Origin of the sequence: Arthrobacter sp. S39, from assembly GCF_004320525.1 — a bacterium.
GTDB lineage: Bacteria > Actinomycetota > Actinomycetes > Actinomycetales > Micrococcaceae > Arthrobacter.
Genome location: NZ_SIHX01000003.1, coordinates 531,823 through 552,391, shown reverse-complemented (window position 1 = coordinate 552,391; position 20,569 = coordinate 531,823). Strand labels below are relative to the sequence as shown.

At 64.1% G+C, this 20,569-nt stretch carries 25 protein-coding genes and 1 pseudogene; 9 read left to right on the top strand and 17 right to left on the bottom strand.

All coding sequences use genetic code 11. From position 1 onward, the window contains the following. Nucleotides 1-1,079: 1,079 nt before the first annotated feature. Entirely contained in the window at nucleotides 1,080-1,904 is an 825-nt protein-coding gene (locus EYS21_RS08995; protein ID WP_242633346.1) for a 4-hydroxythreonine-4-phosphate dehydrogenase PdxA, read from the bottom strand. Between EYS21_RS08995 and EYS21_RS08990 the strand changes: the two genes are divergently transcribed. Continuing rightward, nucleotides 1,871-2,836 (top strand): DUF2971 domain-containing protein, encoded by a 966-nt coding sequence (locus EYS21_RS08990; RefSeq protein WP_131132839.1) that lies wholly within the window; start codon nucleotides 1,871-1,873, stop codon nucleotides 2,834-2,836. The genes EYS21_RS08995 and EYS21_RS08990 overlap by 34 nt on opposite strands. A gap of 181 nt (nucleotides 2,837-3,017) precedes the next feature. On the opposite strand, the gene EYS21_RS08985 is transcribed toward EYS21_RS08990, so the two are convergent. The 3 genes from EYS21_RS08985 to EYS21_RS23695 all read right to left on the bottom strand — a co-directional run bounded on the left by EYS21_RS08985 (nucleotide 3,018) and on the right by EYS21_RS23695 (nucleotide 4,111). Further along, the gene (locus EYS21_RS08985) at nucleotides 3,018-3,551 is read right to left on the bottom strand and encodes an SLATT domain-containing protein (RefSeq protein ID WP_131132838.1); all 534 of its coding nucleotides are present in this window, start codon (nucleotides 3,549-3,551) and stop codon (nucleotides 3,018-3,020) included. Further along, complete coding sequence (locus EYS21_RS23700) at nucleotides 3,552-3,722, bottom strand: hypothetical protein (protein WP_242633345.1); 171 nt, start codon at nucleotides 3,720-3,722, stop codon at nucleotides 3,552-3,554. Between the two features lie 95 nt (nucleotides 3,723-3,817). Then, nucleotides 3,818-4,111, bottom strand: coding sequence for a hypothetical protein (locus EYS21_RS23695; protein ID WP_242633344.1), 294 nt, complete (start codon nucleotides 4,109-4,111; stop codon nucleotides 3,818-3,820). 160 nt (nucleotides 4,112-4,271) lie between these two features. On the opposite strand from EYS21_RS23695, the pseudogene EYS21_RS08975 reads away from it, so the two are divergent. Further along, a pseudogene (locus EYS21_RS08975) lies at nucleotides 4,272-4,540 on the top strand (NAD(P)/FAD-dependent oxidoreductase); the annotation flags it as partial. A gap of 754 nt (nucleotides 4,541-5,294) precedes the next feature. Here the strand turns inward: EYS21_RS08975 and EYS21_RS08970 are convergent. The 3 genes from EYS21_RS08970 to EYS21_RS23960 all read right to left on the bottom strand — a co-directional run bounded on the left by EYS21_RS08970 (nucleotide 5,295) and on the right by EYS21_RS23960 (nucleotide 6,768). After that, the gene (locus tag EYS21_RS08970) at nucleotides 5,295-5,492 is read right to left on the bottom strand and encodes a hypothetical protein (protein WP_131132837.1); all 198 of its coding nucleotides are present in this window, start codon (nucleotides 5,490-5,492) and stop codon (nucleotides 5,295-5,297) included. Between the two features lie 529 nt (nucleotides 5,493-6,021). Continuing rightward, nucleotides 6,022-6,270, bottom strand: coding sequence for a hypothetical protein (locus tag EYS21_RS23690; RefSeq protein ID WP_242633343.1), 249 nt, complete (start codon nucleotides 6,268-6,270; stop codon nucleotides 6,022-6,024). Nucleotides 6,271-6,345: 75 nt separating this feature from the next. Next, a complete protein-coding gene (locus tag EYS21_RS23960) occupies nucleotides 6,346-6,768 on the bottom strand; it encodes a hypothetical protein (protein ID WP_347559544.1) in 423 nt (140 codons plus the stop codon). A gap of 25 nt (nucleotides 6,769-6,793) precedes the next feature. On the opposite strand from EYS21_RS23960, the gene EYS21_RS23955 reads away from it, so the two are divergent. Further along, the gene (locus tag EYS21_RS23955) at nucleotides 6,794-6,946 is read left to right on the top strand and encodes a hypothetical protein (protein ID WP_347559543.1); all 153 of its coding nucleotides are present in this window, start codon (nucleotides 6,794-6,796) and stop codon (nucleotides 6,944-6,946) included. 491 nt (nucleotides 6,947-7,437) lie between these two features. Here the strand turns inward: EYS21_RS23955 and EYS21_RS08955 are convergent, their stop codons facing one another. Next, nucleotides 7,438-7,767, bottom strand: coding sequence for a hypothetical protein (locus tag EYS21_RS08955; protein WP_347559542.1), 330 nt, complete (start codon nucleotides 7,765-7,767; stop codon nucleotides 7,438-7,440). A 275-nt stretch (nucleotides 7,768-8,042) separates the two neighbouring features. Between EYS21_RS08955 and EYS21_RS08950 the strand changes: the two genes are divergently transcribed. Both EYS21_RS08950 and EYS21_RS08945 read left to right on the top strand, forming a co-directional pair. Next, nucleotides 8,043-8,429, top strand: coding sequence for a hypothetical protein (locus EYS21_RS08950; protein ID WP_131132835.1), 387 nt, complete (start codon nucleotides 8,043-8,045; stop codon nucleotides 8,427-8,429). A gap of 57 nt (nucleotides 8,430-8,486) precedes the next feature. Then, nucleotides 8,487-9,098 carry a hypothetical protein gene (locus EYS21_RS08945; protein ID WP_131132834.1) on the top strand — a complete coding sequence of 204 codons (612 nt, stop codon included), beginning with the start codon at nucleotides 8,487-8,489 and terminating at the stop codon, nucleotides 9,096-9,098. A 506-nt stretch (nucleotides 9,099-9,604) separates the two neighbouring features. Here EYS21_RS08945 and EYS21_RS23685 read toward each other — a convergent pair. The 5 genes from EYS21_RS23685 to EYS21_RS08920 form a co-directional block, all read right to left on the bottom strand. Further along, entirely contained in the window at nucleotides 9,605-9,868 is a 264-nt protein-coding gene (locus EYS21_RS23685; RefSeq protein WP_242633342.1) for a peptidase inhibitor family I36 protein, read from the bottom strand. A gap of 321 nt (nucleotides 9,869-10,189) precedes the next feature. Then, the gene (locus EYS21_RS08935; RefSeq protein WP_131132833.1) at nucleotides 10,190-11,014 is read right to left on the bottom strand and encodes an MBL fold metallo-hydrolase; all 825 of its coding nucleotides are present in this window, start codon (nucleotides 11,012-11,014) and stop codon (nucleotides 10,190-10,192) included. Nucleotides 11,015-11,075: 61 nt separating this feature from the next. Next, nucleotides 11,076-11,396 carry a hypothetical protein gene (locus tag EYS21_RS08930; protein ID WP_131132832.1) on the bottom strand — a complete coding sequence of 107 codons (321 nt, stop codon included), beginning with the start codon at nucleotides 11,394-11,396 and terminating at the stop codon, nucleotides 11,076-11,078. Nucleotides 11,397-11,622: 226 nt separating this feature from the next. Then, nucleotides 11,623-12,072 carry a DUF4383 domain-containing protein gene (locus EYS21_RS08925; RefSeq protein WP_131132831.1) on the bottom strand — a complete coding sequence of 150 codons (450 nt, stop codon included), beginning with the start codon at nucleotides 12,070-12,072 and terminating at the stop codon, nucleotides 11,623-11,625. 188 nt (nucleotides 12,073-12,260) lie between these two features. Beyond that, on the bottom strand, nucleotides 12,261-12,755 hold the full coding sequence (locus tag EYS21_RS08920) for a hypothetical protein (RefSeq protein WP_131132830.1): 495 nt from the start codon (nucleotides 12,753-12,755) through the stop codon (nucleotides 12,261-12,263). Nucleotides 12,756-12,847: 92 nt separating this feature from the next. Here EYS21_RS08920 and EYS21_RS08915 point away from each other — a divergent pair, with 92 nt between their 5' ends. Then, nucleotides 12,848-13,516: a metalloregulator ArsR/SmtB family transcription factor gene (locus EYS21_RS08915; protein WP_131132829.1), complete on the top strand. Its 669-nt coding sequence runs from the start codon at nucleotides 12,848-12,850 to the stop codon at nucleotides 13,514-13,516. A gap of 27 nt (nucleotides 13,517-13,543) precedes the next feature. Here EYS21_RS08915 and EYS21_RS08910 read toward each other — a convergent pair whose 3' ends face one another. Further along, the gene (locus EYS21_RS08910) at nucleotides 13,544-14,071 is read right to left on the bottom strand and encodes a GNAT family N-acetyltransferase (protein ID WP_131132828.1); all 528 of its coding nucleotides are present in this window, start codon (nucleotides 14,069-14,071) and stop codon (nucleotides 13,544-13,546) included. After that, nucleotides 14,068-14,934: a ribokinase gene (locus EYS21_RS08905; protein ID WP_131132827.1), complete on the bottom strand. Its 867-nt coding sequence runs from the start codon at nucleotides 14,932-14,934 to the stop codon at nucleotides 14,068-14,070. The genes EYS21_RS08910 and EYS21_RS08905 overlap by 4 nt, the downstream gene beginning before the upstream one ends. Before the next feature lie 143 nt (nucleotides 14,935-15,077). Here EYS21_RS08905 and EYS21_RS08900 point away from each other — a divergent pair, with 143 nt between their 5' ends. The 3 genes from EYS21_RS08900 (at nucleotide 15,078) to EYS21_RS08890 (ending at nucleotide 18,882) form a co-directional block, all read left to right on the top strand. After that, nucleotides 15,078-16,496 (top strand): MFS transporter, encoded by a 1,419-nt coding sequence (locus EYS21_RS08900; RefSeq protein ID WP_131132826.1) that lies wholly within the window; start codon nucleotides 15,078-15,080, stop codon nucleotides 16,494-16,496. Nucleotides 16,497-16,531: 35 nt separating this feature from the next. Continuing rightward, on the top strand, nucleotides 16,532-17,536 hold the full coding sequence (locus EYS21_RS08895; RefSeq protein WP_131132825.1) for a nucleoside hydrolase: 1,005 nt from the start codon (nucleotides 16,532-16,534) through the stop codon (nucleotides 17,534-17,536). Between the two features lie 62 nt (nucleotides 17,537-17,598). Next, nucleotides 17,599-18,882, top strand: coding sequence for a S8 family peptidase (locus EYS21_RS08890; RefSeq protein ID WP_131132824.1), 1,284 nt, complete (start codon nucleotides 17,599-17,601; stop codon nucleotides 18,880-18,882). 16 nt (nucleotides 18,883-18,898) lie between these two features. On the opposite strand, the gene EYS21_RS08885 is transcribed toward EYS21_RS08890, so the two are convergent. Together EYS21_RS08885 and EYS21_RS08880 are read right to left on the bottom strand one after the other, a co-directional pair. Beyond that, nucleotides 18,899-19,687: a GntR family transcriptional regulator gene (locus EYS21_RS08885; protein WP_131132823.1), complete on the bottom strand. Its 789-nt coding sequence runs from the start codon at nucleotides 19,685-19,687 to the stop codon at nucleotides 18,899-18,901. Between the two features lie 99 nt (nucleotides 19,688-19,786). Beyond that, nucleotides 19,787-20,512, bottom strand: coding sequence for a hemerythrin domain-containing protein (locus EYS21_RS08880; RefSeq protein ID WP_131132822.1), 726 nt, complete (start codon nucleotides 20,510-20,512; stop codon nucleotides 19,787-19,789). Between the last annotated feature and the right edge of the window lie 57 nt (nucleotides 20,513-20,569).

Below are 20,569 nucleotides of genomic sequence, written 5' to 3'. Positions count from 1 at the left end.
GACTTCACGCCGGACAGCGGGCAGCGAATCCATGTGAACCTGGGCGACTCCTCAACGACATTGCATTCAACGGAGTAAAGACCCATGTCTCCGATTGTTCGCTGTCCGTGGGCACTCGACGTCGCTCGGAGGCCGCTCTCGCCTTCGGGCGCGACTGCGTCCTTGTCTCCACATCAACACTCGAGCTAGGCATTGACGTATGGGACTTGGACCGGGTGATCCAACTCGTCTCTCCACGGACGATAGCCTCTTTGCTTCAGCGGCTGGCATAACCGGCCGACGCGAACATGTTGTTGGTCGCCACCGAGGAGTCCGAATTCTTCCGGGCCTCCGGGCGAATGGCAGTCGATACAGAAGTGGGACTTGTGGCCGAAAATGATACAGTCGCCTCCACTGTCGGGACCTGATGCGGTGTTTTCTGCGGATCCTCAGACGGTGATTCTCTACGGCAGCCAAGAGACCGGGCGGTTGACCCGATGCTGCTCCAACGGAAGTGGATGGCCGCGCAAGCGGACTTCACATTGAGCCCTCAAGCCAGGGCGCAGTGGTCAAGTGGGCCAGCATTCCGCAGCTGTATTCTTTCGCGCGGTCCGATGCGCTCAGGCATGTGCTGCTTTGTGCGGACATCCACCAAGGGGTCCGAAGAACCAAGAGGGCTGAGAACATGACGTCGGAATCCGGGACGAGTACACAAACAGAGTCGACCGAGTCCGGACTGTCGTTGTTGGAGCCGGCGCCTCGATGATGGACCTGGGCCGGCGCAAGAGGCAACGCAGTACTACTGGCCGCTCTGTCCGCCGTGACACCCCGAACTTCTTGAGACGACCACCGCCTACGACAACTGACAGATGTGCCTGGCGCGGTGACGCAACCGCAGGTGCAGCGGCACGAGAGTGAGCGCGGCCAAGCCGAATTCGGAACGGCCCTCCGCGGAGTGATACCGACCGTTATTGAGCGGGCGGTCAGCCAGCTAAGGTGCTCCGAAATGCTGCCGCCAGAGTATGGCGAATTAGGGCAGAGCGCATGACTACCTACGAGGCAGCAGCATCGATCGATTCACGGGGATTTCTGGACTTGAGCTAAAGCTTGTCGATCCAGGTGTCTTCTTCTCGAAGGTCCCACGCGGAAGCGCCAGGGGCTCGCGGTCGATCCTCGGCATCCGCCTTAAGACGCTTTAACACGCGATGGGCCTCGGCTGCTGTGAGCTCGCGAAGCGACCCCAGTGACCGTACGACGCAACTTTGTGCTATTTCTTTTCGATGTTCGAGACTGTTTATGCCGGCAGCGGTGAACGCTTCGCGGATGGCGACCACCTGGTCGTCTCGAATGGGTTGCTCGGCGGGGCCAGCGCTTGGCACGTGGTCGTGTGGGCCAATGTTGAATAGTGTGTCCGTCACAATGATGAGGATACCCGCCAAGATGATCAGAGCACTCGTCAATCTCGTCTGGCTGCCGCATCGCCCGGAACACCCTACAAGGCCACGGCGGCCGGGTGGCCATCTTCGCCGCCTGTTCCAGGGCTCCCACCATGCTGCGCTGATCGGAGTAGCATTACCGGCGATGTCGAAGGCGGTGCCGTGGTCCACGGAGGTCCGGTTCACTGGCAGGCCCACGGTGATGTTCACGCTGGCCTCGTTGCCCGGCACCTTCACAGGGCCCCACACGCCCGGTTCGATTTCTGGTCCTGCCCTGTCCAAAGAGACGGTTCTCGACCGCGTGCGGGTTGCTGGCGCACGCCCCGATCTGCGGATTCGGGGTGTCGTTGCCGACCAGGAGGCCTGCAGAACAACGAAACCTATATCGGATAACGTAGCCGGGAGGACTTGTCCCAGTAAATGCGGGGCCTTTATTTGAGGGGAGCGTCGCGAGGATGCAGGACGACTACATGACCGGAACTGGTTCATGGGTGTGGCACTACACGGACGGGGCAGGGCTAAAGGGCATCCTTGAGAACAATGTCCTCTGGGGAAGTTCAGCTGCATACCTTAACGACTTCAAGGAGCTAGTGAGCGGTAGCGACAGGCTAAAGGAGGTGTACGAAGAACTCAAGGAGGAGTATGCGGAACTCCAGGAGGAGCTCGAAGAAACTCTCAAGGGGTTTGCCACACCACGCGAAGAGTACTTCATACTGTCAGCCTGTGAACATGGCGACAGCTTGACAATGTGGCGGTACTACGGGAGGGATGAAGTTAGCTTTGCCGTTGGCTTGGACCGTGACGTCTCTCTCGGTGTGCGCGCTCAAAAGGAGAGCGATAGGCATCCGTCTCCACCACCAGGATACCGAGATGGCCCGAAAGACCCTAGCGGACAGCTTGAGCAGGACCCTGACCAAGATGGCCAGATTGTCGAGGGGTGGGATGAGATGGTCTACGATCCGGACGAACAAACAAAGATCCTGTCGCAGGCTTTGTCCGACTTGCGGGACGCCCATCAGGAAGCCAAGCGAGATGAAAAAAGGTTTCACTTCTCGGTTTATGTGGAAAGGCTGTCGCTGCTATCTCAATTGAACCGAGTCAAGAATTACTCCTTCCGCGATGAGCAGGAACTACGGACCCTTGCTGAAGTTTCGCCCGCATGGAAGTACGTACTTCATCGAGCGGGCCGTTATGGGCTAATTCCATATATAGAATTGGGCATCCCAAAGGGGGGCACGAATGGCCGCCGCCGAGAGTTTGGTGACGGGGGTAAGCAAGAGATGGAACGCTTGCCTATTAGACAGATCAATATCGGGCCAACACCTTTTCCGGAAGAGGCCAGGTTTGGTCTGCTCCAACTCCTGAGCTTTCTGGGGTATCACGACGTAAAGGTTGCAGTCAGTTCAATTCCGTACCGCTAGTGCAGACGACGATGGCCAAGACCGGGAAGGATAATCAAGCGCTCGTCCCGCGGATAAAAATCTCCTTCCTCAGCGACGCTAACGAGATGTCCGCATTCAAGGCGGACAACGTCTATCCAGCCTCGCGCCGCCGGGATGGGAGCCTTGCCGTCAGGGGGCGGTCGGTTTCGAGGATGATCCATCAGGAAGCGCTAGGGGTGGCTTTCGGCTTACGTTGTTCCAGCCACTGGCCGCTAAATTGTTCCCACACCTTGGAACATTCATCGTGATAGCCCAAAACTTTACTTCGATCCAAATCGTTTGTCTCTGTGCTAGCGACGTACATGGTTAAATCACTGTCGATGCGGTGCCACTCCGCGAGGGCTTCTTCGGCAAAGACCCAGCGGGCGCGCCAGTTGAAAAATGGCTCTATGGCGGTCAATGTGGTTACAAGTGCAGAAAAAATAAATCCCCATTGGGCTGGTCCATTCAATTCTGCAAGTCCGAGAATAACTGTTGCGGTCGCTGATACTGCGAGACCCAATAGGTGAGTTCCGCTTGCCATGACTCTCCAGGACTTGCGGCGCCAGCGCGCGTAAGTCTTCGCCTCATACAGGTTTTGTCGAATCCTTGTAGCCAAGTCTAAGGTTGTGAGGCCCTGCTCCAGGGGATGTGTAGGTGGACGTGACTGCGGCTGAAAGTCGGAACGCCTCTTGACCTGGATGATGAGATGCATTCAGCAATTGTCCATGACTTTTGCCTGTGTGCAGCTTTCGAAGCCCCGCAGCACGTACACCCGGGCACCCACGGTGGAGTCAACGAACAGGGTTCTCCCCGGCTGGTAGCGGACGCGCCCAGCAGTCGACAGCATGCCGCCCAGCAGGTTCAGCGATTCAACCGCCGCCACTGGCTGGCGGACAGGCTGTCGGAACGCCCGAACGGGCGAAGGGGCAGCCAACGACGTCTAGTCGTCGGGCCTTACCATCGGCGCCTCCGCCACCCTCACCGCGCACCGCACCATACGCAGCGTGTCCGTGCTGAGGGTGTCCAGCGGTCCGTAGACGTCGAGCACGCCCGCCAGCCGGCCCTTGCTGGGTCCGTGATGGGCGCTGTGGTGCCGGCCCACTCGTGGTGGGTGCGGACCATGTGCTCGGCGGAGAACATCTGCACCGGCCGGTCGGTGACCGGCGCCTCGCCGAAGGCGCTTGTGTAGATTCCGGCCTCGGACCAATCGGCCCCTTCGGAGAACTCCAGCCGGTCCGCGCGCCGGAGCACGTCCGGGCTACCACCTGCCACAGGATCTCGCCGCTGGCGTCGGTGAGCACCAGAAGGTGCCGGCCGGAACTGGAATCGTCGGCCAGAGCGGCGCCACGAGTCCGCCAGGTTGTTGGAGATTTCCGGGCACGGAACGCCGGATATGACCAGTTCGTGGGCGGGGCGCAGGTCTGGCTTCGGGAAGAAGGGCCCGCGCCGCGAGAAGAGCGTGGCGCACGAAATCATCAAGGGCCGGCGCTCCTGGCTGGAACAGAAGGAGGATCGCGAGGCCCGGCTCGGTTACGAGGAACAGCCCTACACGGTCATCATCGGCGGCGGCCAGAGTGGCATCGGCCTCGCCGCCCGGCTCCGTCGCCTGGGCGTCCCCACACGGGTCATCGAGAAAACGAGAAGCCGGGCGACTCTTGGCGGAACCGCTACAAGTCCCTGCACCTGCACGACCCCGTCTGGATGCCAGCCCGTGGTTACGGCAATGTGGTGAATTCGCCAGGCCGCTCGTCGTTTCTGTGAAGCAACCAATTCCGTGTTGAAATACTCCCGCCGCTCGACGGCGGCCCGCTTACACTCCGTATATGACTTCTTTGGGGACTCGGAAATTGCCGATCTGGCTCGTTGTGGTCCTGAGCGTCTTCGCCCTTGCGGTAGCGGCCGGAGCCGTGGCTTCGGGTGTCATTGAGTCAGGTAAGGAGGAACCCGGGAAAGCCGCCTTCACGCCTACTTCAATGCAGTCAACGTCTTCACAAGCGGTCAAGTCGCCAGCGGCAAGCCCAACCGCCATTCCGTTCCCGACCCGCAGCGCCACTCCTAATCCGGCATTATCTCCGCCGGAGATGGCGGCATCCTCAACGCCTCCAGTCCAAACTGTGGCCCCAGCGCCCGTGCATGCACCGGCTCCGTCGCCCGCCCAGCGGCAGTGTCCGACCGGCTCCGTCACCGCGGGACTTACGTCGGTTGATTTTGAACCAGAAACCCCGCCGTCAGCGGGTAGCGGCCTGACGCAAGTCATTGTCACCGCCCGAGGCACACTAACCAACGGGACCACCTCACCCTTCGCAGTCGGTGACAGCGACATCCCTAATTTCCAGGGCCTGGACGAGCGCGGGCAAAGCATCATGATCGAGCTTTACGGAACTTACGATTGGGCGCCCCCACCGGGCCAACCCAGTATGGGGGAGTTCATCTTGAATCCAGGAGAGTCAGTGAGCTACACGGCAGTGAGTAGAAGTTGGGACAGCACTGTAAAAAAGGTTAAGTACTGGTACTCGGCCAACATCTCCGGGTCCCTCTTGCTGTATTTTCCAGGGAGGCTCGTCACCTGCTCAGTACCTGTGATGAAGCCCTCTGAAGGCAAATCGATCCCGAACACTTTCATCGGATAGGCGTTGCCGTCGAGATCCTCCACATAAGGCCAACGGGCCAAGAAATGGTACGGTCGCGGGCAGCTCCTCGACCCCGCAGCACGGAGGCTGGCACGCCCATATAAGGATAGTCCGCCGGAAAGTGGCCGGCGCGGAGGCAGCGTCGCCCACGGCGTCGTGGGCCCCCACCGCGTTGGCCAACGTTATTCCTCGCTGAAATTTTCGAGATTTCCAGAGCACGACAAGAAAGGTTTGTTTTGTTGGACGACTAGCTCTGGGCCTTGGAAGACCGGTTACCTCAGCGGCTGCCGTTCGCCGACGCTGACCGAACCAACGGGCGTGAGGTAGTCCCGCCGTCGTCGTTCCATCCTCTCCGGCTGACCTGGCGACGAAATTCTGCAGGCTGGTGGATCCGCCCTTGGACCACGCGTAGAAGTGGTCGCCGTGCTCAGCAGGGCGGGAACACCGGCGCCGGAACCCCGGCTCCATCTCACGCTGGCCGCCGGCCCGTGCCATGCCCTCGCGCCGCTGCTGGCGGGTGAATCTCCGCACCGGGTCCCGGCGCCGGACGTTCTAGGAGCGGATGATGACCGCCGCGATTGTCAGGGCGACCACGAACAGGCCAGGCAGCGCCGCTGCCGCCAGAACGGCGTCAAACATGCCACGAAGGATGTTTGAGACTGAGGAGGTTAGCTGGCCGGTGCCGGCGTTCCTCTTTGGCGCCAGCGCCGGGACCACGGAAGCGGCCAGCCATAAGACCGCGGCCGAGCATGCCAAACGCAGGACCTGCCGGCTCCAATAGATGCGCCTCAGTTCCACCATCGAGTTGCCCCCACCCCGTAAGTACAGTCAAAAAGTACTGTCGAGCGTTCCGGTGCTCAATGAATTAGCTGGCCACTACTCGCATCCCAGACCGTCCCCATCCCTGTCGAGACCATAGATGTCAGATCCCACGACAGTGACAGGCCCCCTCACGTACGCAGGACCGTTGCCGCTGCCTTCGGCGCAATCGACGTCAGATGCGACGGGTACACAGGCCCCCGCGTAGTTGGGGTCGCATCCGGAAGGGGCAGCGGGGGCGGCGGGCTGTACGGGGGCCGGGACTTTTGCGGCCGCGGCTGCTGCAGCAGCGGCTTGCTGCTGGCGGGCGGCTTCTGCGGCAGCAGCTTCCTGTCGGGCCTGCTCCGCGGCGGCCTGCTCTGCTGCCGCCTTTGCCGCAGCTTCCTGGGCTGCTTTGTCTGCCGCCGCCTTCTCGGCAGCGGCCTTGGCGGCCGCTGCCGCCCGAGCGTCGGTTACGCGTTTCGATTCCGACTGCTCCATCCACAGCAGACTCCCTGCGTCGCTCTTGGTGCAGATGAAGACCTTCGGCGCGTACTTTTCAGTCGCATTCTCGGTGACGCAGGCGGATGAAGCCGGCGCAGTTCGAGTGGGTGTTGGCGTCGCAGTCGAGGACGCGGACTCGCTTGTCAGCGCGGCCGTGGACGAGGCGGCCGATTGACCGCATGCGGTCGCTGACAGCACTACGGCGACAGCTAGAGCAGCACCAGCCACTTGCTGCCGGGTAATCGATGAACGCGGCGAGGTGCCGACCGCCTCGGGAATCTCATTGTTGACCGGATTTTGCGCTTGATTGCGTCGAGAATGTGTATTCATTTATTGCTCCCCATGGTTCGGATAGATGGCACGCCCTTGTTATGCTGCGGGACCTGGTCATCGCCACGGACCGGCTGTTAGCTGCGACCAGCGGTGGAATCCTAGTGAAATTGCTGGGCGAGTATGCCGCTGAGTCAGCACGGGAGTTGCGTCGGCTCTGCGGGGATGAGCAGGAACATGGAAGCAATCCTGACCCTCCTGACTCAAAGCCTCCGCAGTTTCTTCCCAGCTTTGGCGCAAGAACACGGACCATTGACTCAACTTCGCTCCATTCCCTTCAGCCCGGCCGCTGCGGGCCATGAGTTCCTTGCTCCGGGTTTGGGCATAGTCGGCTTCTCAGATACCGTCCTCCGCGGTGACGGCGTCGGCGCCCATGAAAACCCGGTCAAGGCTCATCCGTTCCAGGGCCGCCTCGGCCAGCGGCCCGACGGAGCTCTGGCTGACGCTGCGCAGCCGGCCGACAAGGCAGTCCACCTCGATGTCCTCGGAATCGACCAGTTCCTGCAAGGTGTTGATGCCAGGGGTGGTCACGGACAGCTTGTCACAGCCCCGCACTTCGTGGGCCAGGGCACCCATCGTAGATCCGGCGTCAAGCAGGATTTTCTCTCCGGGCCGGATCATGGATGCCGCCCACCGGGCGATCGCGTGCTGTTGCGCCAGGGCCATGGCACCGCCATGGTGCGGGCAAGCCGGCCCGCCCTTTCAGCAGCGCGAGGTCCCGGCGGATATCGGAAGCCTTACCCGATCATCAGTTGAGTGGCGCCGACGCTTTCGTCTCATAACAGTGATTCAGTAGCGGGAAGCCATTAGCTGCTTGGGAGACATAGACGCGAGACACATTCTGGTGCTGCATGCTTGGGAAGTGTGCCCTTCCGGAAACTGTCCTAATACCCATACGTTGAGAGACATTGCTGTCGTAAGCGACTGGCATACTCATTACAATGAAGACGCTGCTTGTGGTGATGAATGTCCTGGCCTTCGTTGTCTCGTTCGGGGCGATCCTGTGGGCCTGGATCATTGTTCACAAGGACATGCGGGCTAATTCGGCACTATTCGCTCGGCTGAAGGAGATTGAGCGGACATACGCCAATGAGCCAGCCTCAATGTTTGGCGGGGGTTCGCGCACAGAAGCGATGCGTGCGGAGCAGCGTGCAGCAGGCAAGACCATGTTCACGTACAGCGACATGGATAACATGCCGGAGTTGGTCAAGCATCTTATCTACAGCCATGCAATCAGTGGCCTTGGTTTGCAGGTCTGGCTTGTCGGCGCCGGTCTGGCTCTGGGTACAGCGGCGAACATCTGGTCCCTGTTCTTGCCCGTGGACTAATGACGCCTATGCACCTGCCGCCCGTGAGACGATCATCCAGTGAATTGGGATTGGGTTATGGACGCCGCGTGGATAGGTACAACAATTGTGGCTCTGGGTGGATTGGCTGCGACGGTCTGGACCGGGCGACGCTCAGGCCAAATACAGTTGGCCGTCCAAGACAAGCAGTTGGTCGAGAATCGCCGCATCCTTGAATGGCAGGAGCGGCGGGTCGCCTATGCGCAGTTCCTCAAGCAATTTCAGGAGTACTTTGACTTGACCACCACGCAGCAGCAGCTCAACTGGGCTTCGAGCGAGCAGGCCGCCGCCCACTTCACCAACGGGGACTCCAAGCTAGGGGGACTCTGGAATGAGGCTACGGCGAGTGCTGACAAGGAGTCCGTCCTCGCCAGGATTCAAAAGAAGATTCAGGACGACTATGGATTGCTGTCTCCGCGTGAGATCTGGGCGTGGGATACGAAAGTTGCGGATGCCGCAAATCAAGTACGACTCATCGGGCCGGACCCTGTACGAGCGGGTATCGATGAACTCATGAAGGTAGCAGCCCGGACTGAACTGGACGCGGCCACGAAAGAAGGATGGCAAGCCATCGAGGCTTTCATTGAACGCGTCGAACAACAGCAGCGCGCGCTTGATCAGCTCATGAATGCTGATCTTCTACAGGGGTAGGGGAGCGCCCCCGCGCCGCCCGCTTCTTCCCGGTAGTGGTTAGGCGCGGCTCCGGCTACTACATCGACGTCGGCGCCTCCAGCTGATCATCGACGGTCGGGTGCAATTGACGTCCGGGCGGTTTCCAAGTTCAACGGCAACGCCGTGGTCCTGAACGACGGGACAGAGCTGGAGGCCGGCCTGACACGCGGTGACGCCGGTGGTTGAGCCTGTCGAAACCGGTTTCGGCGTTTCGACAGGCTCAACCACCGACCACCGGAAGAGACAACTCCAACCCGGCAAACGCCGTCGAACCCCTTCCAACACGGTGCGTGCCTTATGGTGCAGGAACTTTCCTCCGCTGCCTTCCTACCAATCTCCCGACGGTGCAATTGGCCTTTGCTTGAGGTTGAACGGCCTCCCTTCAGAGAACGCGGACTCCAACCGGGTGCACATGCTGGGGTGTGCCAACAGGTGTGGCCCTGCCCCTTGAGAAGTGACAGGGCCACCACCCGCGTACTGCAGGGCTAAGCCCAGGACTGGTCCCGCGAGATGCAGTCCGACCCGACCCCAGCGATCTGGATTGAAGAGATGTCGTTCTTGGCGTTGAAGGCGGACAGATTGTAACGGGTGCCGGGAAACAGGCCGCCTCCGCCAACCATGCTGTAGTAGGCGCAGTTGGCTTCCGTGTACAGGTAGAGGGTGTGGCCGCTGTTGTTGATCACCGAGGCTGCGTTGTTGTTAACCTGGACGCCCCATCCGTTCCGCCCGGCCGGGCCGTCCGTGAACAACTCATTCCCATCCCGGCGTCGCTGTATATGTAGTCCGCCCGTGCACCCTGGAAATCTGAACTGAAAAAGAAGCACACCCGTCCTGACGGACACTCCGTCCCCGAGCCCGAAGCGCTGGCTGCCGGCGCCCCTGCCAGAAATCCAACAGCCCCCAAAGCCAGCACAGCCCCTGCAGTGGCAGTCTTACGGATCAAAAGTTTCACAAAATTCCCCAATCACTATCGGTAGCGGACTCATCATCCGGGTGCCCGTCGCAGGCCCGCGATCATTCTGCGGCACTTCCGCACGCGCGATGGGTACATCTGCCCTGACGAATGTGGTCTAGCCGGCCGTGTCGCCGCGCTCGCTTCTTTCGGCGAGCCGCTGCAGCTGCCATCCATGCACGTCGGGCAGCCAATCCAACGGAGCCGACGGGCCGATCCGCGGGTCGTCGGGGACACCGCTATCGAGCAAAGCCTGGACGTACGCGCGGTCCTGTTTGATTCGGGCCCGCAGCTGCCCGGCTCCGCCCACTGAGCCGTGACCGGGGATGACGGCATCAACGCCGTCGGCCACACCCTCGAATAGCCGCAGCGCGTCGAGGTATTCCCCGAGCGGATCCGCGGCCTCCAGGTCGAGGAACGGCATCAGGATGTCAGAAAGCATGTCGCCGGCGACGAGGATGCGGCGCTCCTGGATCAACAACGCAGCGTGGCCGGGGGCATGGGCCTGATGCTCGATGATGCGGGCTGTAGGGCCATCCCAGGGAATCTGCGCAGCGCCGGCGGGCAAACCGGTAATGAGACCTAGCAGATCCATCGGGATCTCCTCGGCGTACTCCGGCGGCAGCCCCTCGGCTACGCGCTCCCTCCAGCCCGCGTTCGACAGCAGATCCCGCATCGAGGCCGCGCAGCGGGCCGTACCGTAACGGGGCGCATCGCCGAAGTCCGGGTGCCACAGCACGTGGTCCCAGTCCGGATGCGTGGAGAAGCCTGCCACGACGGGCTGGCCCAGTCCGCGAAGGTCGTCCGCGAGGGCCGCCATTTCGTCGCCGGTTATGCCCGGGTCGATGAGCAACACACCGTCCCGGCCTTGAACGACAACGGAATTGCTCTGGATGAACTCGCTTTCGTGAACCAGAACGCCCTTAGCGACTTGCTTCAGCATGAAAATGCCTTCCGTCTGTGGTTTTACCGGTACCCGCGCGATTGCTGGTTTGGGCCGCGCACTACCTGCGGGAGTCCAGGGCGTCGAACTGTTTCTGCCAGTCGGCCCGGTCGCGGTTCACGTACCGCCGATGCGCCGGTGTCCATTTGGGCATGATGTCGGACGTGACTTCACGGACGGCAGGTTTGCGGGCCGGCGCCTTGCGGGCTGGCTGTACCACCCGTTTGGGGGCAGAAGCCTTCTTTCGGCGGGCGTGCGCGGCGTGCAGGTCCATAAGCCAAACCACTGATTGGCACAGGAGCCAGAGGATCATGCACAAAACCCAGGCAGCGAACAGAAAGCCGATCCACATGAGGAGCCCGATTGCGGCGAAGAGCACCATGGCCCATTTTATCGATTTAACCCTCGTTCTGGGGATCGGATTCGGGTTTCGACAGGCTCAACCACCGTCGGGGTAGGCAGGAAATACGCTGCCGCGCTGGTGCCGGCGGGCGTTGAGATTGGTGAGCTCGCGGGGACCGGGTCACGGGTAGAGCGGTAAAGGAAATGGCCCCGATAACAGCCGAAGCTGCGATCGGGGCCACTGCCCTGCCTAAGTTGGTGCGGGGTTAAGCCCGTGCCTTCTGGCTCTTGGTCAGGACCAGCGCCAGGGCCACCATGCCGACGCCGAGCAGCAGGTGCAGGACGTTGTCGAATCCGTTCAGCGGCACGAAGTTCCCGGACGAATCCTGCGGGACCACCAGGCCGTAGACGAACAGGACGAGGTAGATGACGCCGCCGTAGAGCAGGAAGGAACGGGCGCCGCCGGCGGTCCTGGCCAGGGCGATGCCTGCCGCGCCGAACAGCAGGTGGACGATGTTGTGCAGGGCCGAGACCTGGAAGAGGCCCAGCAGCATGGCCTCGGAGTGGTGGCCGGCCAGGTGCAGCTGGTCGAAGTTGGCCGTGATGCCCGGGATGAAGCCCAAGACGCCGACCAGAAGGAACACGGCACCCACGGCCAGGGATGCCTTCTGGACGTTGCTGCGGGCCGCGATGCCGGTGCTGGTGTGTGTTGCCATGGTGATCTCCTGAATGCGATATGTGGTCCTGGGCCGGCCGGTAACTGAATGCCAACCCAAGGTGTTATGCCAGCTATTCGGGCGTTATCGCATGTCGGATGGGTGTATTGCCCCAAAAGATCTCCAGCGCAGTCGGGCGGCCGTGATGTCGATCCTCCAATTCGCGGGCAAGGCCGTCGAGTGGAATGTCAGTGGTGTGTCACCGCGGGGCTTCGCATTGCACTGAAGGCTGCGACGACTCCGACGAGGAAAATGAAGACGGCGAGGTAGATCAGGCCGAGGTGTCCAAGTGTTGCCAGGCCCCAGGGATAGTGCGCGGGGAGGGCCACGGCGAGTCCGACGACCGGGACGATGACGGCTGTGGCGAAGGCCCAGCGTTCGCCGCGGCGCACGCCATACCAGGACAGGCCCGCGACGGCGAGGCCGGTGGCCGCAATGAAGCCGCTGACCGCGATGTGCAGGTGGCTGATGTAGTGGTATAGCTGCGGGCTGAAGGCCTCGATCTCCGCTTTTCCCTTGTCCACTTGATCGGGGCCGATCCCCAGTTCGAGGAAGGCGTCCGTGAAGTTGAGGACCAGGAAAATTACGGCGTATCCCACGAACGCCAGGCCGGCCAGTGTCATGAGAGCGGCTCCTGTCCGGAGGCGGGACTGTTGACCCTGGGGAGCTTGGATGGTGGACATGGCCACCACCCCCTTTCTTATTCAAGTGGATACTTGAATAAGAACCCCAAGGCGGTAGGCTTGTCAAGAGAACTCTTGAATAGGAGGCGTGAATGGGACACCATCAGGAAAAAGAGGCGCTCTTCGACGGCCTGGTAGAAGCCGCCAGGGCGTTGGGGAACGGAAGAAGGGCGGAGCTAATCGATGTCCTTGCCCAGGGCGAGCGGCCGGTTGACGAGCTGGCCGCCGAGATCAACCAGAGCATAGCCAACACATCCCAGCACCTGCAGCGCTTGCTGCGCGCCGGCCTCGTCTGCTCCCGACGCTCCGGGACGCGGATCTACTACTCGCTTGCAAGCCCGGCGGTGGAGCGGCTATGGCGGGCACTTCGGGACACGGCCGAAGCCCACACGGAGGCGTTGGGGGACCTTGTCCGTGCCTACGTCGGCGACCGCGCCGACCTAAACATGATCACGCGCGACGAGCTGCGGCGGCGGCTGCGGCAGGGCGATGTCGTTGTGCTGGACGTGCGGCCGCAGCCGGAGTACGACGCCGGGCATATCCCGGGTGCGCTTTCCCTCCCCGTCTCGGACCTGAAGTCGCGACTCCGTGAGGTTCCCCAGGGGGGCGAAATCGTCGCCTACTGCCGCGGACCATACTGCCTTTACGCGGACGAAGCGGTGCAGATGCTCACGGACGAAGGGCGCCGGGCCGCCCGGCTCGAGGAGGGCTTCCCCGAGTGGAAGGCGGAAGGGCTGCCGATAGAACACCCGACCACCTGAGCGGCTTCCATCTCAGTCAGCCCGCATTTACACCCGGGCCCGGGAGTGCACGATGGGCCCACATAGTTCCAGTCGGAACACCCACAACAGCACGTCCTCGCCCGGCACGTACCAGTCCCGCTCCGGTGCTCGCCGGAAGCCCAGCGACTCATAGAGGCCGTGGGCGCGTTTCATAAACGTGGCGCTGGTGATGCTGATGGCCCCGATGCCGGGCATCTGCCGGGCATGGTCCACCACCGCGCGGACCACCGCGCGCCCCACGCCGCCGCCCTGGCACGCCGGGTCCACCGCCAGCATCCGGAACTCCACCTCGCCGTCGGCCGCGATCTCGCTGTACGGCTCGCCGGCGAACGTCAGCGTCACCGCCGCCACCACCTGCCCGGCGGCCGCCGCCACCCACACCTGCGCGTGCTCGGCGCGGTGTTCCACGTCCTCCAGGACGCTCATATAGGGATGGTCCGCGGCGAAGTGCCCGGCCCGCAGGTACGCGTCACGCGTGATCCGGCGGACGTCCGGAAAGTCCGACGGCGTCGCCCGCCTGAGTGCGACACTCACCGTGCGCCCGTGTTTGCCGCGGTCCGCTCCACGTAATGGCCCAGCTGTGCCAAATCCGGCTGCGAGGACGGATCGCCCACGGCGTCGGCCCCCACCGCGTTGGCCACCGCCAGCGCACGGGTGTAGTCCAGCCCGCTGCGGAGGGCCAGGACCAGGGCGGCGCAGAATGCGTCGCCGGCGCCCACGGTGTTCGCCACGTTCACGGCAGCCGCCGGGGCCTCGGCCACCTTCCGTCCGTGCTCGAACATCGCCGAGCCGTGCCCGCCGTATGTCACGGCCACCAGTTTGGCCGACGCGAGGGGGGGGATCAGCGCGTACTCGCTCTCGTTGACGATTACCAGGTCGCAGCGTTCCAGCAGCTCCGCCGGCAGGTCCATCGCCGGGGCGGCGTTCAGCACAAAGAACCCTGCGGACTGCCTGGCGGCCTCCAGCACCACGGGCAGGCCCACCTCCAGCTGGCACAGCACCGTCTCCTCCCGGCCGAACTCCACGCCGTCGAGGGACAGGTTCGAGTTGGCGCCCGGGCAGACCACAATCTGGTTCTCGCCGTCGCGGTCCACCACAATCAAGGCCGTCCCGGTCGCGCCTGGAAGCACCTCAACATCAGCGGTGCCGACGCCGGCACCCGCCAGTGCGTCCAGCATCCGTTGCCCCTGGGCGTCGCTGCCCACGGCGCCCACCATGCGGGCGCTGCCGCCCAGCCGCGCGGCCGCCGCAGCCTGGTTGGCGCCCTTGCCGCCGGGCTGTTCGGAGAGCACGGCGCCGCCGATGGTTTCGCCCGCCGTCGGGAGCCTTTCGGCGGTGGCGATCAGGTCCAGGTTGATGCTGCCGACGACGGCGACGGCGGGAAGTCGATTGCTCATGGAAAGTCTCTCTCGAGGGGAAACCGGAAGCGGCCGGATTAGGAAATAGTGTACGGCATGGTTGTACTTGTGCGTCATACATGGTTGTATAACAACTCGAATCGCCCTTCCGGACGATCCCCGTTCGAACAAAGGAGTTTGATGTGAACACCCCCACCCCGGTCACCGCCTCCCCGCCGGCCACCGCGGCCCAGCCCGCCTTCGCCGGACGCCGCGCCGCCCTGCTGATCTCCACCCTGCTGCTCGGCGTGCTGTCCTTCCAGCTCAACGCCAGCATGGTCACCCCCGCGCTGCCGCAGATCGCCGCCAGCTTCGGCCAGAGCGCCGACAGCGCCGCCCCCGTCCAGTCCATGTTCTTCCTCGCCGGCGCCATCGCCGGGCCCGTGATCGGACGCTGGAGCGACTTCATCGGCCGCCGCGCCGCACTGCTCCTGGTGCTCGGCATCATGGGCGCCGGCACCATCCTCTGCATCGCCGCCCCCACCCTGCCGCTGCTCATCACCGGCCGGTTCCTGCAGGGCGTCTCCAGCGCCGTCTTCGCGCTCGCCTACATCGTGCTCAGCGAGAACCTGCACGCCAAAGTCTTCGGCACCTCGGTGGGCATCATCGCCGCCATCAACGGGGGAGTGGGCGGCGTGGACGGCTACGTGGGCGGGCTCATGGCCGAGACCCTCGGCTTCCGGTCCATCTTCGTCGTCGTCCTGGTCCTCACCGCCATCGCCGCGGCCTGCATCATCAGGATCGTCCCGGCCGGACGCCCCGCCGGCGTGCGCGGCGCCATGGACTGGTGGGGCGCCGGATCCCTGTCCGTGTTCCTTGTCTTCGTCACCTACTTCGTCTCCGGCGGCTCGGCCGCAGGCTGGACCGCCCCCAGCACCCTGGCCCTGCTCGCCGGCACCGTTGCCTCCTTCGCCGCCTTCTGGATCATCGAAAAGCGCCGCAGCCACCCGCTGATCGCCGTGCACCACCTGCGCTCCCGCCAGGTGTGGCCGGTCATCGCCACCACCGTCCTGACCCTCGCCGGCATCTTCGCGATCATCAACTTCACCGTGGTGCTCCTCAGCCAGGACGCCGGCGCCGGCTTCGGCCTCACCGCATCAGTTTCCGCGCTGCTGTTCCTCACCCCGGCCGCCCTGATCGGCGTCTTCGCCGCACCCCTTGCCGGCTGGCTGGCCGACCGCCGCGGCTGGATCAAAACCCTCCGCGCCGGCACCGGACTCAGCCTGGCCTGCGCCATCGTTGCCGCCACGTTCTCCGACAACCAGGTGGCGGTGCTGATCGCCGTCGCGGCCCTGGGCATCTTCTACAACGGCTTCTTCCTCACCGCCATCAACGGGCTCTCGGTGCTGCTCTCACCCAAGGAAGCCCCGGCTGCCCTGCCCGGCATCAACGGTGCCTCCTTCGGCATCGGGGCGAGCCTCGGCGTCGTCCTTGTGGCGCCGTTCGCCGCCCAGGCCACCGCCGCCGGCTACGCCACCGCCCTCTGGATTTCGGTGGCCATCACGGCCGCCGCGTTCATCGTCAGCCTCTTCGTCGCCGCCCCCAAGGGCGAGACCCTCTGACCAACCCGCCCCTCCAACGAAAGATAGATACCGCCATGACCACCACCAGCCACCCGTTCTACCTGGACTGCGATACCGGGATCGACGACGCCCTCGCCCTGGCCTACCTGCTCGCCGCGCCCACGGCCGACGTTGTGGGGATCGGGACCGTCAGCGGCAACGTCAGTGCCGCCGTCGGCGCCCGCAACACCCTTGACCTGCTCCAGCTCGCCGGCCACGCGCACATTCCCGTGGCGCTCGGCGCCCACGATCCGCTGGCCGGGGAGTTCGGCGGAGGGGCGCCGTGGGTCCACGGGGACAACGGCATCGGCGGGGTTTCGCTGACGACGGCGTCTGCCGGGCTTGCGCCGGAGTCCGCGGCCGAGATGCTGGTCCGGCTCGCCCGTTCGTATCCGGGAACGCTGCGGGTGCTGGCCATCGGCCCGCTGACCAACATCGCCGAAGCCCTCCGGCTGGAACCGGCACTGCCTACGCTGGTGGATTCGGTCACCATCATGGGCGGGGCGGCCCTGGCCCCGGGCAACATCTCTCCCGTGGCCGAGGCCAACATCCACAACGACCCCGAGGCCGCCGCCGAGGTCCTGGCCGCAAACTGGGACGTCACGCTGGTTCCGCTGGACGTGACCATGGCCAACGTCCTGGAGGAAAGCCACCGGCAGGAGCTGTTGCTGTCTTCGGGTCCGGTGCCGCAGGCGCTGGGGGAGATGCTGGGCTACTACTTCCGGTTCTACGAGGGGATCTTCGGCCGGCCCTGCTCCGCCATGCACGATCCGCTGGCGGCGGCGCTCGCGGTGGGCGGCGTCAAAGCCGCGGTGGCCCCGGTGGTGCATGCCGCCGTCGACACCACCGACGGTCCCGGCCGCGGGCAGACCGTCTGCGACCTGCGCGGCTCCTACCTCGGCTACCCGGGCCAGCCCGGCGCACGGTGCCGGGTGGTCCTCTCGCTGGAGGGGGACTTCGCGCCGCACCTGGTGGAGACGCTGCTGTCGTTTGGTGAAAGTACGACGGCGGCACTCGCCGCGGGTGCGGCGGCCGCCTGAGTTATCCGCAGACTTTTCCGCAACCACTATCCAGCCGGTCCGGGCAGGCGGAAGATAACCCCATGAAGAAGACAGTTATCGCCGGTTTCGCGGCGCTCATGATGGGGCTCGGCGCCATCACCTTCGCCGGCCCGGGCAACGCAGCCCCCGGGCCGTCGCACGCCGCGGGGCAGATTATGGTCAAGTTCCGTGACGATGCGGCGGCGGCCGGGGTCCTGCGCCGCCATGGCCTCGGCGACGGGCCGGGGATCGGCAGTACCGGCGCCCACCTGATCAAGGTTCCGGCCGGCAAGGAACTCCAGCTCATCGACGCGCTCAGCCGGAACCCGAACGTTGAGTACGCCGAGCCGGACGAGGTGGTTACGGTCGCTGCAGCTGACCCGGACTATTTCCCCCGCCAGTACGCCCTGCACAATACCGGTCAGTCCTTCACCAACACCCTGGGAAACGTAAAGGTGGCAGAGGGTACGCCGGACGCTGATGTGGACGCGGTGGAGGCGTGGACGAAGACGACCGGTGTCGGCATCACAGGTGCCGGCATCAGGGTTGCCGTGCTCGATACCGGCGTCACCACCGACAACAGCGACATCTCGGCAAACGTTGTTGCACGCGCGAACTTCAGTGACTCGGCTCCGCCGGCCGGTGCGGACCTGGTGGACTATTACGGCCACGGCACCCATGTGGCCGGCATCATTGCCGCCACCAAAGATGCGGCCGGGGTTTCCGGTGTGTGCCCGGATTGCGACATTCTGGACGGCAAAGTCCTGAACAACCAGGGGGCAGGCTCCACCTCCAGCATTGCCAAGGGCATCAGCTGGGCTGTCGATAATGGTGCCAGGGTCATCAACATGAGCCTGGGGCAGCGCGTTTCCTCGCGGACCCTGGAAAATGCCGTTAATGACGCCTGGAACAAGGGCGTGGTGATCGTTGCTGCGGCGGGCAACGCCGGTACGCAGGCCAAGATCTACCCGGGCGCCTACCCCAACGTTATTGCCGTCGCCGCCACCGACAACAGGAATGCCAAAGCCTCCTTCTCCACCTTCGGCAAGTGGGTGGATATCGCAGCTCCCGGGGTCAGCGTGTACTCGACGTTCCCGAAGCACCCGTTCGCCCTTGGTGGCCCGGGCGGCCGCTCCGAGGGCTACGACATCGCCAGCGGCACCTCGATGGCTTCACCGGTTGTGGCTGGCGTTGCCGCGCTGGTCTGGAGCACGCCGGCGGGCACAACAAACACGTCAGTCCGCGCAAAAGTCGAATCATCCGCGAACGAGAATATTTACGGCACCGGCACATACTGGGCCAACGGCCTCGTGAACGCCTGCGATGCGGTGGGTTGCGTCCGGTAGTTTCCGGTCCCCGGCTCTAGGACTGGAGGGACTGCATGACTGAGAGGTGCCCGGCGCGGGCGGCGATGAGGCATTTGGCCAGGTAGAAGGGCCGGTTCGCGTGCCTGACGTACTGCGTCAGCACGAGGACCGGGTCCGGGGCGCGCAGGTCCAGCAGCTTCGCGCGGCTGGGCCCCACCTGGCTGAGGCTGATCTGGCACTCGCCGGGCCCGAGGACCTTGCCGAAGCGGGTGTTCAGGCTGGCAAGCAGGGTGCTGCCGCCGTCGTCCTCTATTTCCAGCGGCGCGGCGGCCGCGGAACCGCTGCCCAGGCTCACGGGCAGCGCGGAGATGTTTTCCTGCAGGTGGGCGATGGCCTCGCCGTCGCGGATCAGGACGGATTCCCAGAGCCAGCAGTCGGCGCCGGGTTCGACGCCGACGCCGGGGGCGACGAATTCCGAGGCGGGCTGCCGCTCGCGCTGGATGCGTTTGATTTCGAGGTGCTGGCCGGGGCCGCCGAGGACTTCCTCGAAGGGGCGGATCCGCTCGATGCCGATGCGGGGGAGGGTGTCTGCGACGAAGCGGCCGACGCCGCGGCGGGCGCGGATGAGGCCGTCCTCTTCGAGTAGCATGAGTGCTTCGCGGACCACGGTGCGGCTGACCTTCATGTCCGCGCCGAGTTCGGTTTCGGTGGGGAGCATGGAGCCGGGCGTCAGCAGGCTGTTGCGGATGGCCTCGGCGATCCGGGAGTACACGGCAACCCGGAGCGGCGAGCCGGGCTGGGCCTCCACCGGCTGGGACAGGAACCTGGCGGCGTCCTCGTGCACGTTTGCCTCGCTTCGTGGTCTGGGGATTCCCAGCCTACCGGTGTGACGCGCTTGTTGGACACGCGGAGGCTTGCCGAGGGATCGGCGCCATTGCCGATTCTAGAGTGTCTCGGGAATCGGGCGCCCAGGGAAAAGTGTCGCGTACTGTTTCCGGTACATCCTGCGCCCCACGAGGCGGTAGCCAAGGCGCACCGGAGCGGGGATGTCCTTGATCATTTCCTTCTGGTCTTCGGGCGGATTCGTGGCCAGCACCATCCCGAGGTAGCCCACCAGGAACTTCTTGTCGAGCTGGTCGATCCCGTGCTTCGCGCCCTCCTCCAGTTCCTTCTCGGTCAGCACCCTGTCCACGACGGGCATCACCTCGGTGACTTCGCGGCGCAGGTGAACGTTAAGGACGGCCTTTAAGTCTTCGTAGCGCTCTGCGAGTTCCCGGCCAACTCCTGCATCTGCCGTCTCCATCCACCGGAGGCGCACCGGCTCGATGCTCTCAAGGCGCTGCGTCACCTGACGGTGCTGCTCAAGCATCTGCGCTACGTGCAAGGCACACGCCGGTGCCCTTGCCGCGAGCTGCGGGTACATGAGCTGGTCCTCGCCCTCGTGGTGCAAATGGAGCACTTTGTCGAAGTTCCCCAGCACGTCGCCCACATAAGCGGCGCGGGCGGTGTCGCCGGCTGCGGCGGAGCGCACCAGACCCGGCGCCTCGTTGTAGGCCCACAGGAAAAAGCGGTGGATGCGCCGCATGCCGGCCGTTCCGGCACACAGGACGGGTCCCGGTGGTAGCGGCGCTGCGGTCTCGCCGGGCTGCATGGTGAAGAAATCAGTCATTAGATTGGCCCCTAACGGTCGACGTGCGAGACGAGGACCTCTCCCCGGCAGCATCGT

Bases quoted from the DNA above. Each gene is read 5' to 3' on its own strand.
- EYS21_RS08890 (WP_131132824.1), top strand. From the start codon at position 17,599: ATGAAGAAGACAGTTATCGCCGGTTTCGCGGCGCTCATGATGGGGCTC.
- EYS21_RS08915 (WP_131132829.1), top strand. From the start codon at position 12,848: ATGGGACACCATCAGGAAAAAGAGGCGCTCTTCGACGGCCTGGTAGAA.
- EYS21_RS08920 (WP_131132830.1), bottom strand. From the start codon at position 12,755: ATGTCCACCATCCAAGCTCCCCAGGGTCAACAGTCCCGCCTCCGGACA.
- EYS21_RS08995 (WP_242633346.1), bottom strand. From the start codon at position 1,904: ATGAACCAGTTCCGGTCATGTAGTCGTCCTGCATCCTCGCGACGCTCC.
- EYS21_RS08925 (WP_131132831.1), bottom strand. From the start codon at position 12,072: ATGGCAACACACACCAGCACCGGCATCGCGGCCCGCAGCAACGTCCAG.
- EYS21_RS08930 (WP_131132832.1), bottom strand. From the start codon at position 11,396: ATGGTGCTCTTCGCCGCAATCGGGCTCCTCATGTGGATCGGCTTTCTG.
- EYS21_RS08935 (WP_131132833.1), bottom strand. From the start codon at position 11,014: ATGCTGAAGCAAGTCGCTAAGGGCGTTCTGGTTCACGAAAGCGAGTTC.
- EYS21_RS08950 (WP_131132835.1), top strand. From the start codon at position 8,043: ATGAAGACGCTGCTTGTGGTGATGAATGTCCTGGCCTTCGTTGTCTCG.
- EYS21_RS08905 (WP_131132827.1), bottom strand. From the start codon at position 14,934: ATGAGCAATCGACTTCCCGCCGTCGCCGTCGTCGGCAGCATCAACCTG.
- EYS21_RS08990 (WP_131132839.1), top strand. From the start codon at position 1,871: ATGCAGGACGACTACATGACCGGAACTGGTTCATGGGTGTGGCACTAC.
- EYS21_RS08945 (WP_131132834.1), top strand. From the start codon at position 8,487: ATGGACGCCGCGTGGATAGGTACAACAATTGTGGCTCTGGGTGGATTG.
- EYS21_RS08880 (WP_131132822.1), bottom strand. From the start codon at position 20,512: ATGACTGATTTCTTCACCATGCAGCCCGGCGAGACCGCAGCGCCGCTA.
- EYS21_RS23960 (WP_347559544.1), bottom strand. From the start codon at position 6,768: ATGGAGCAGTCGGAATCGAAACGCGTAACCGACGCTCGGGCGGCAGCG.
- EYS21_RS23690 (WP_242633343.1), bottom strand. From the start codon at position 6,270: ATGGTGGAACTGAGGCGCATCTATTGGAGCCGGCAGGTCCTGCGTTTG.
- EYS21_RS08985 (WP_131132838.1), bottom strand. From the start codon at position 3,551: ATGCATCTCATCATCCAGGTCAAGAGGCGTTCCGACTTTCAGCCGCAG.
- EYS21_RS08895 (WP_131132825.1), top strand. From the start codon at position 16,532: ATGACCACCACCAGCCACCCGTTCTACCTGGACTGCGATACCGGGATC.
- EYS21_RS08955 (WP_347559542.1), bottom strand. From the start codon at position 7,767: ATGGCCCTGGCGCAACAGCACGCGATCGCCCGGTGGGCGGCATCCATG.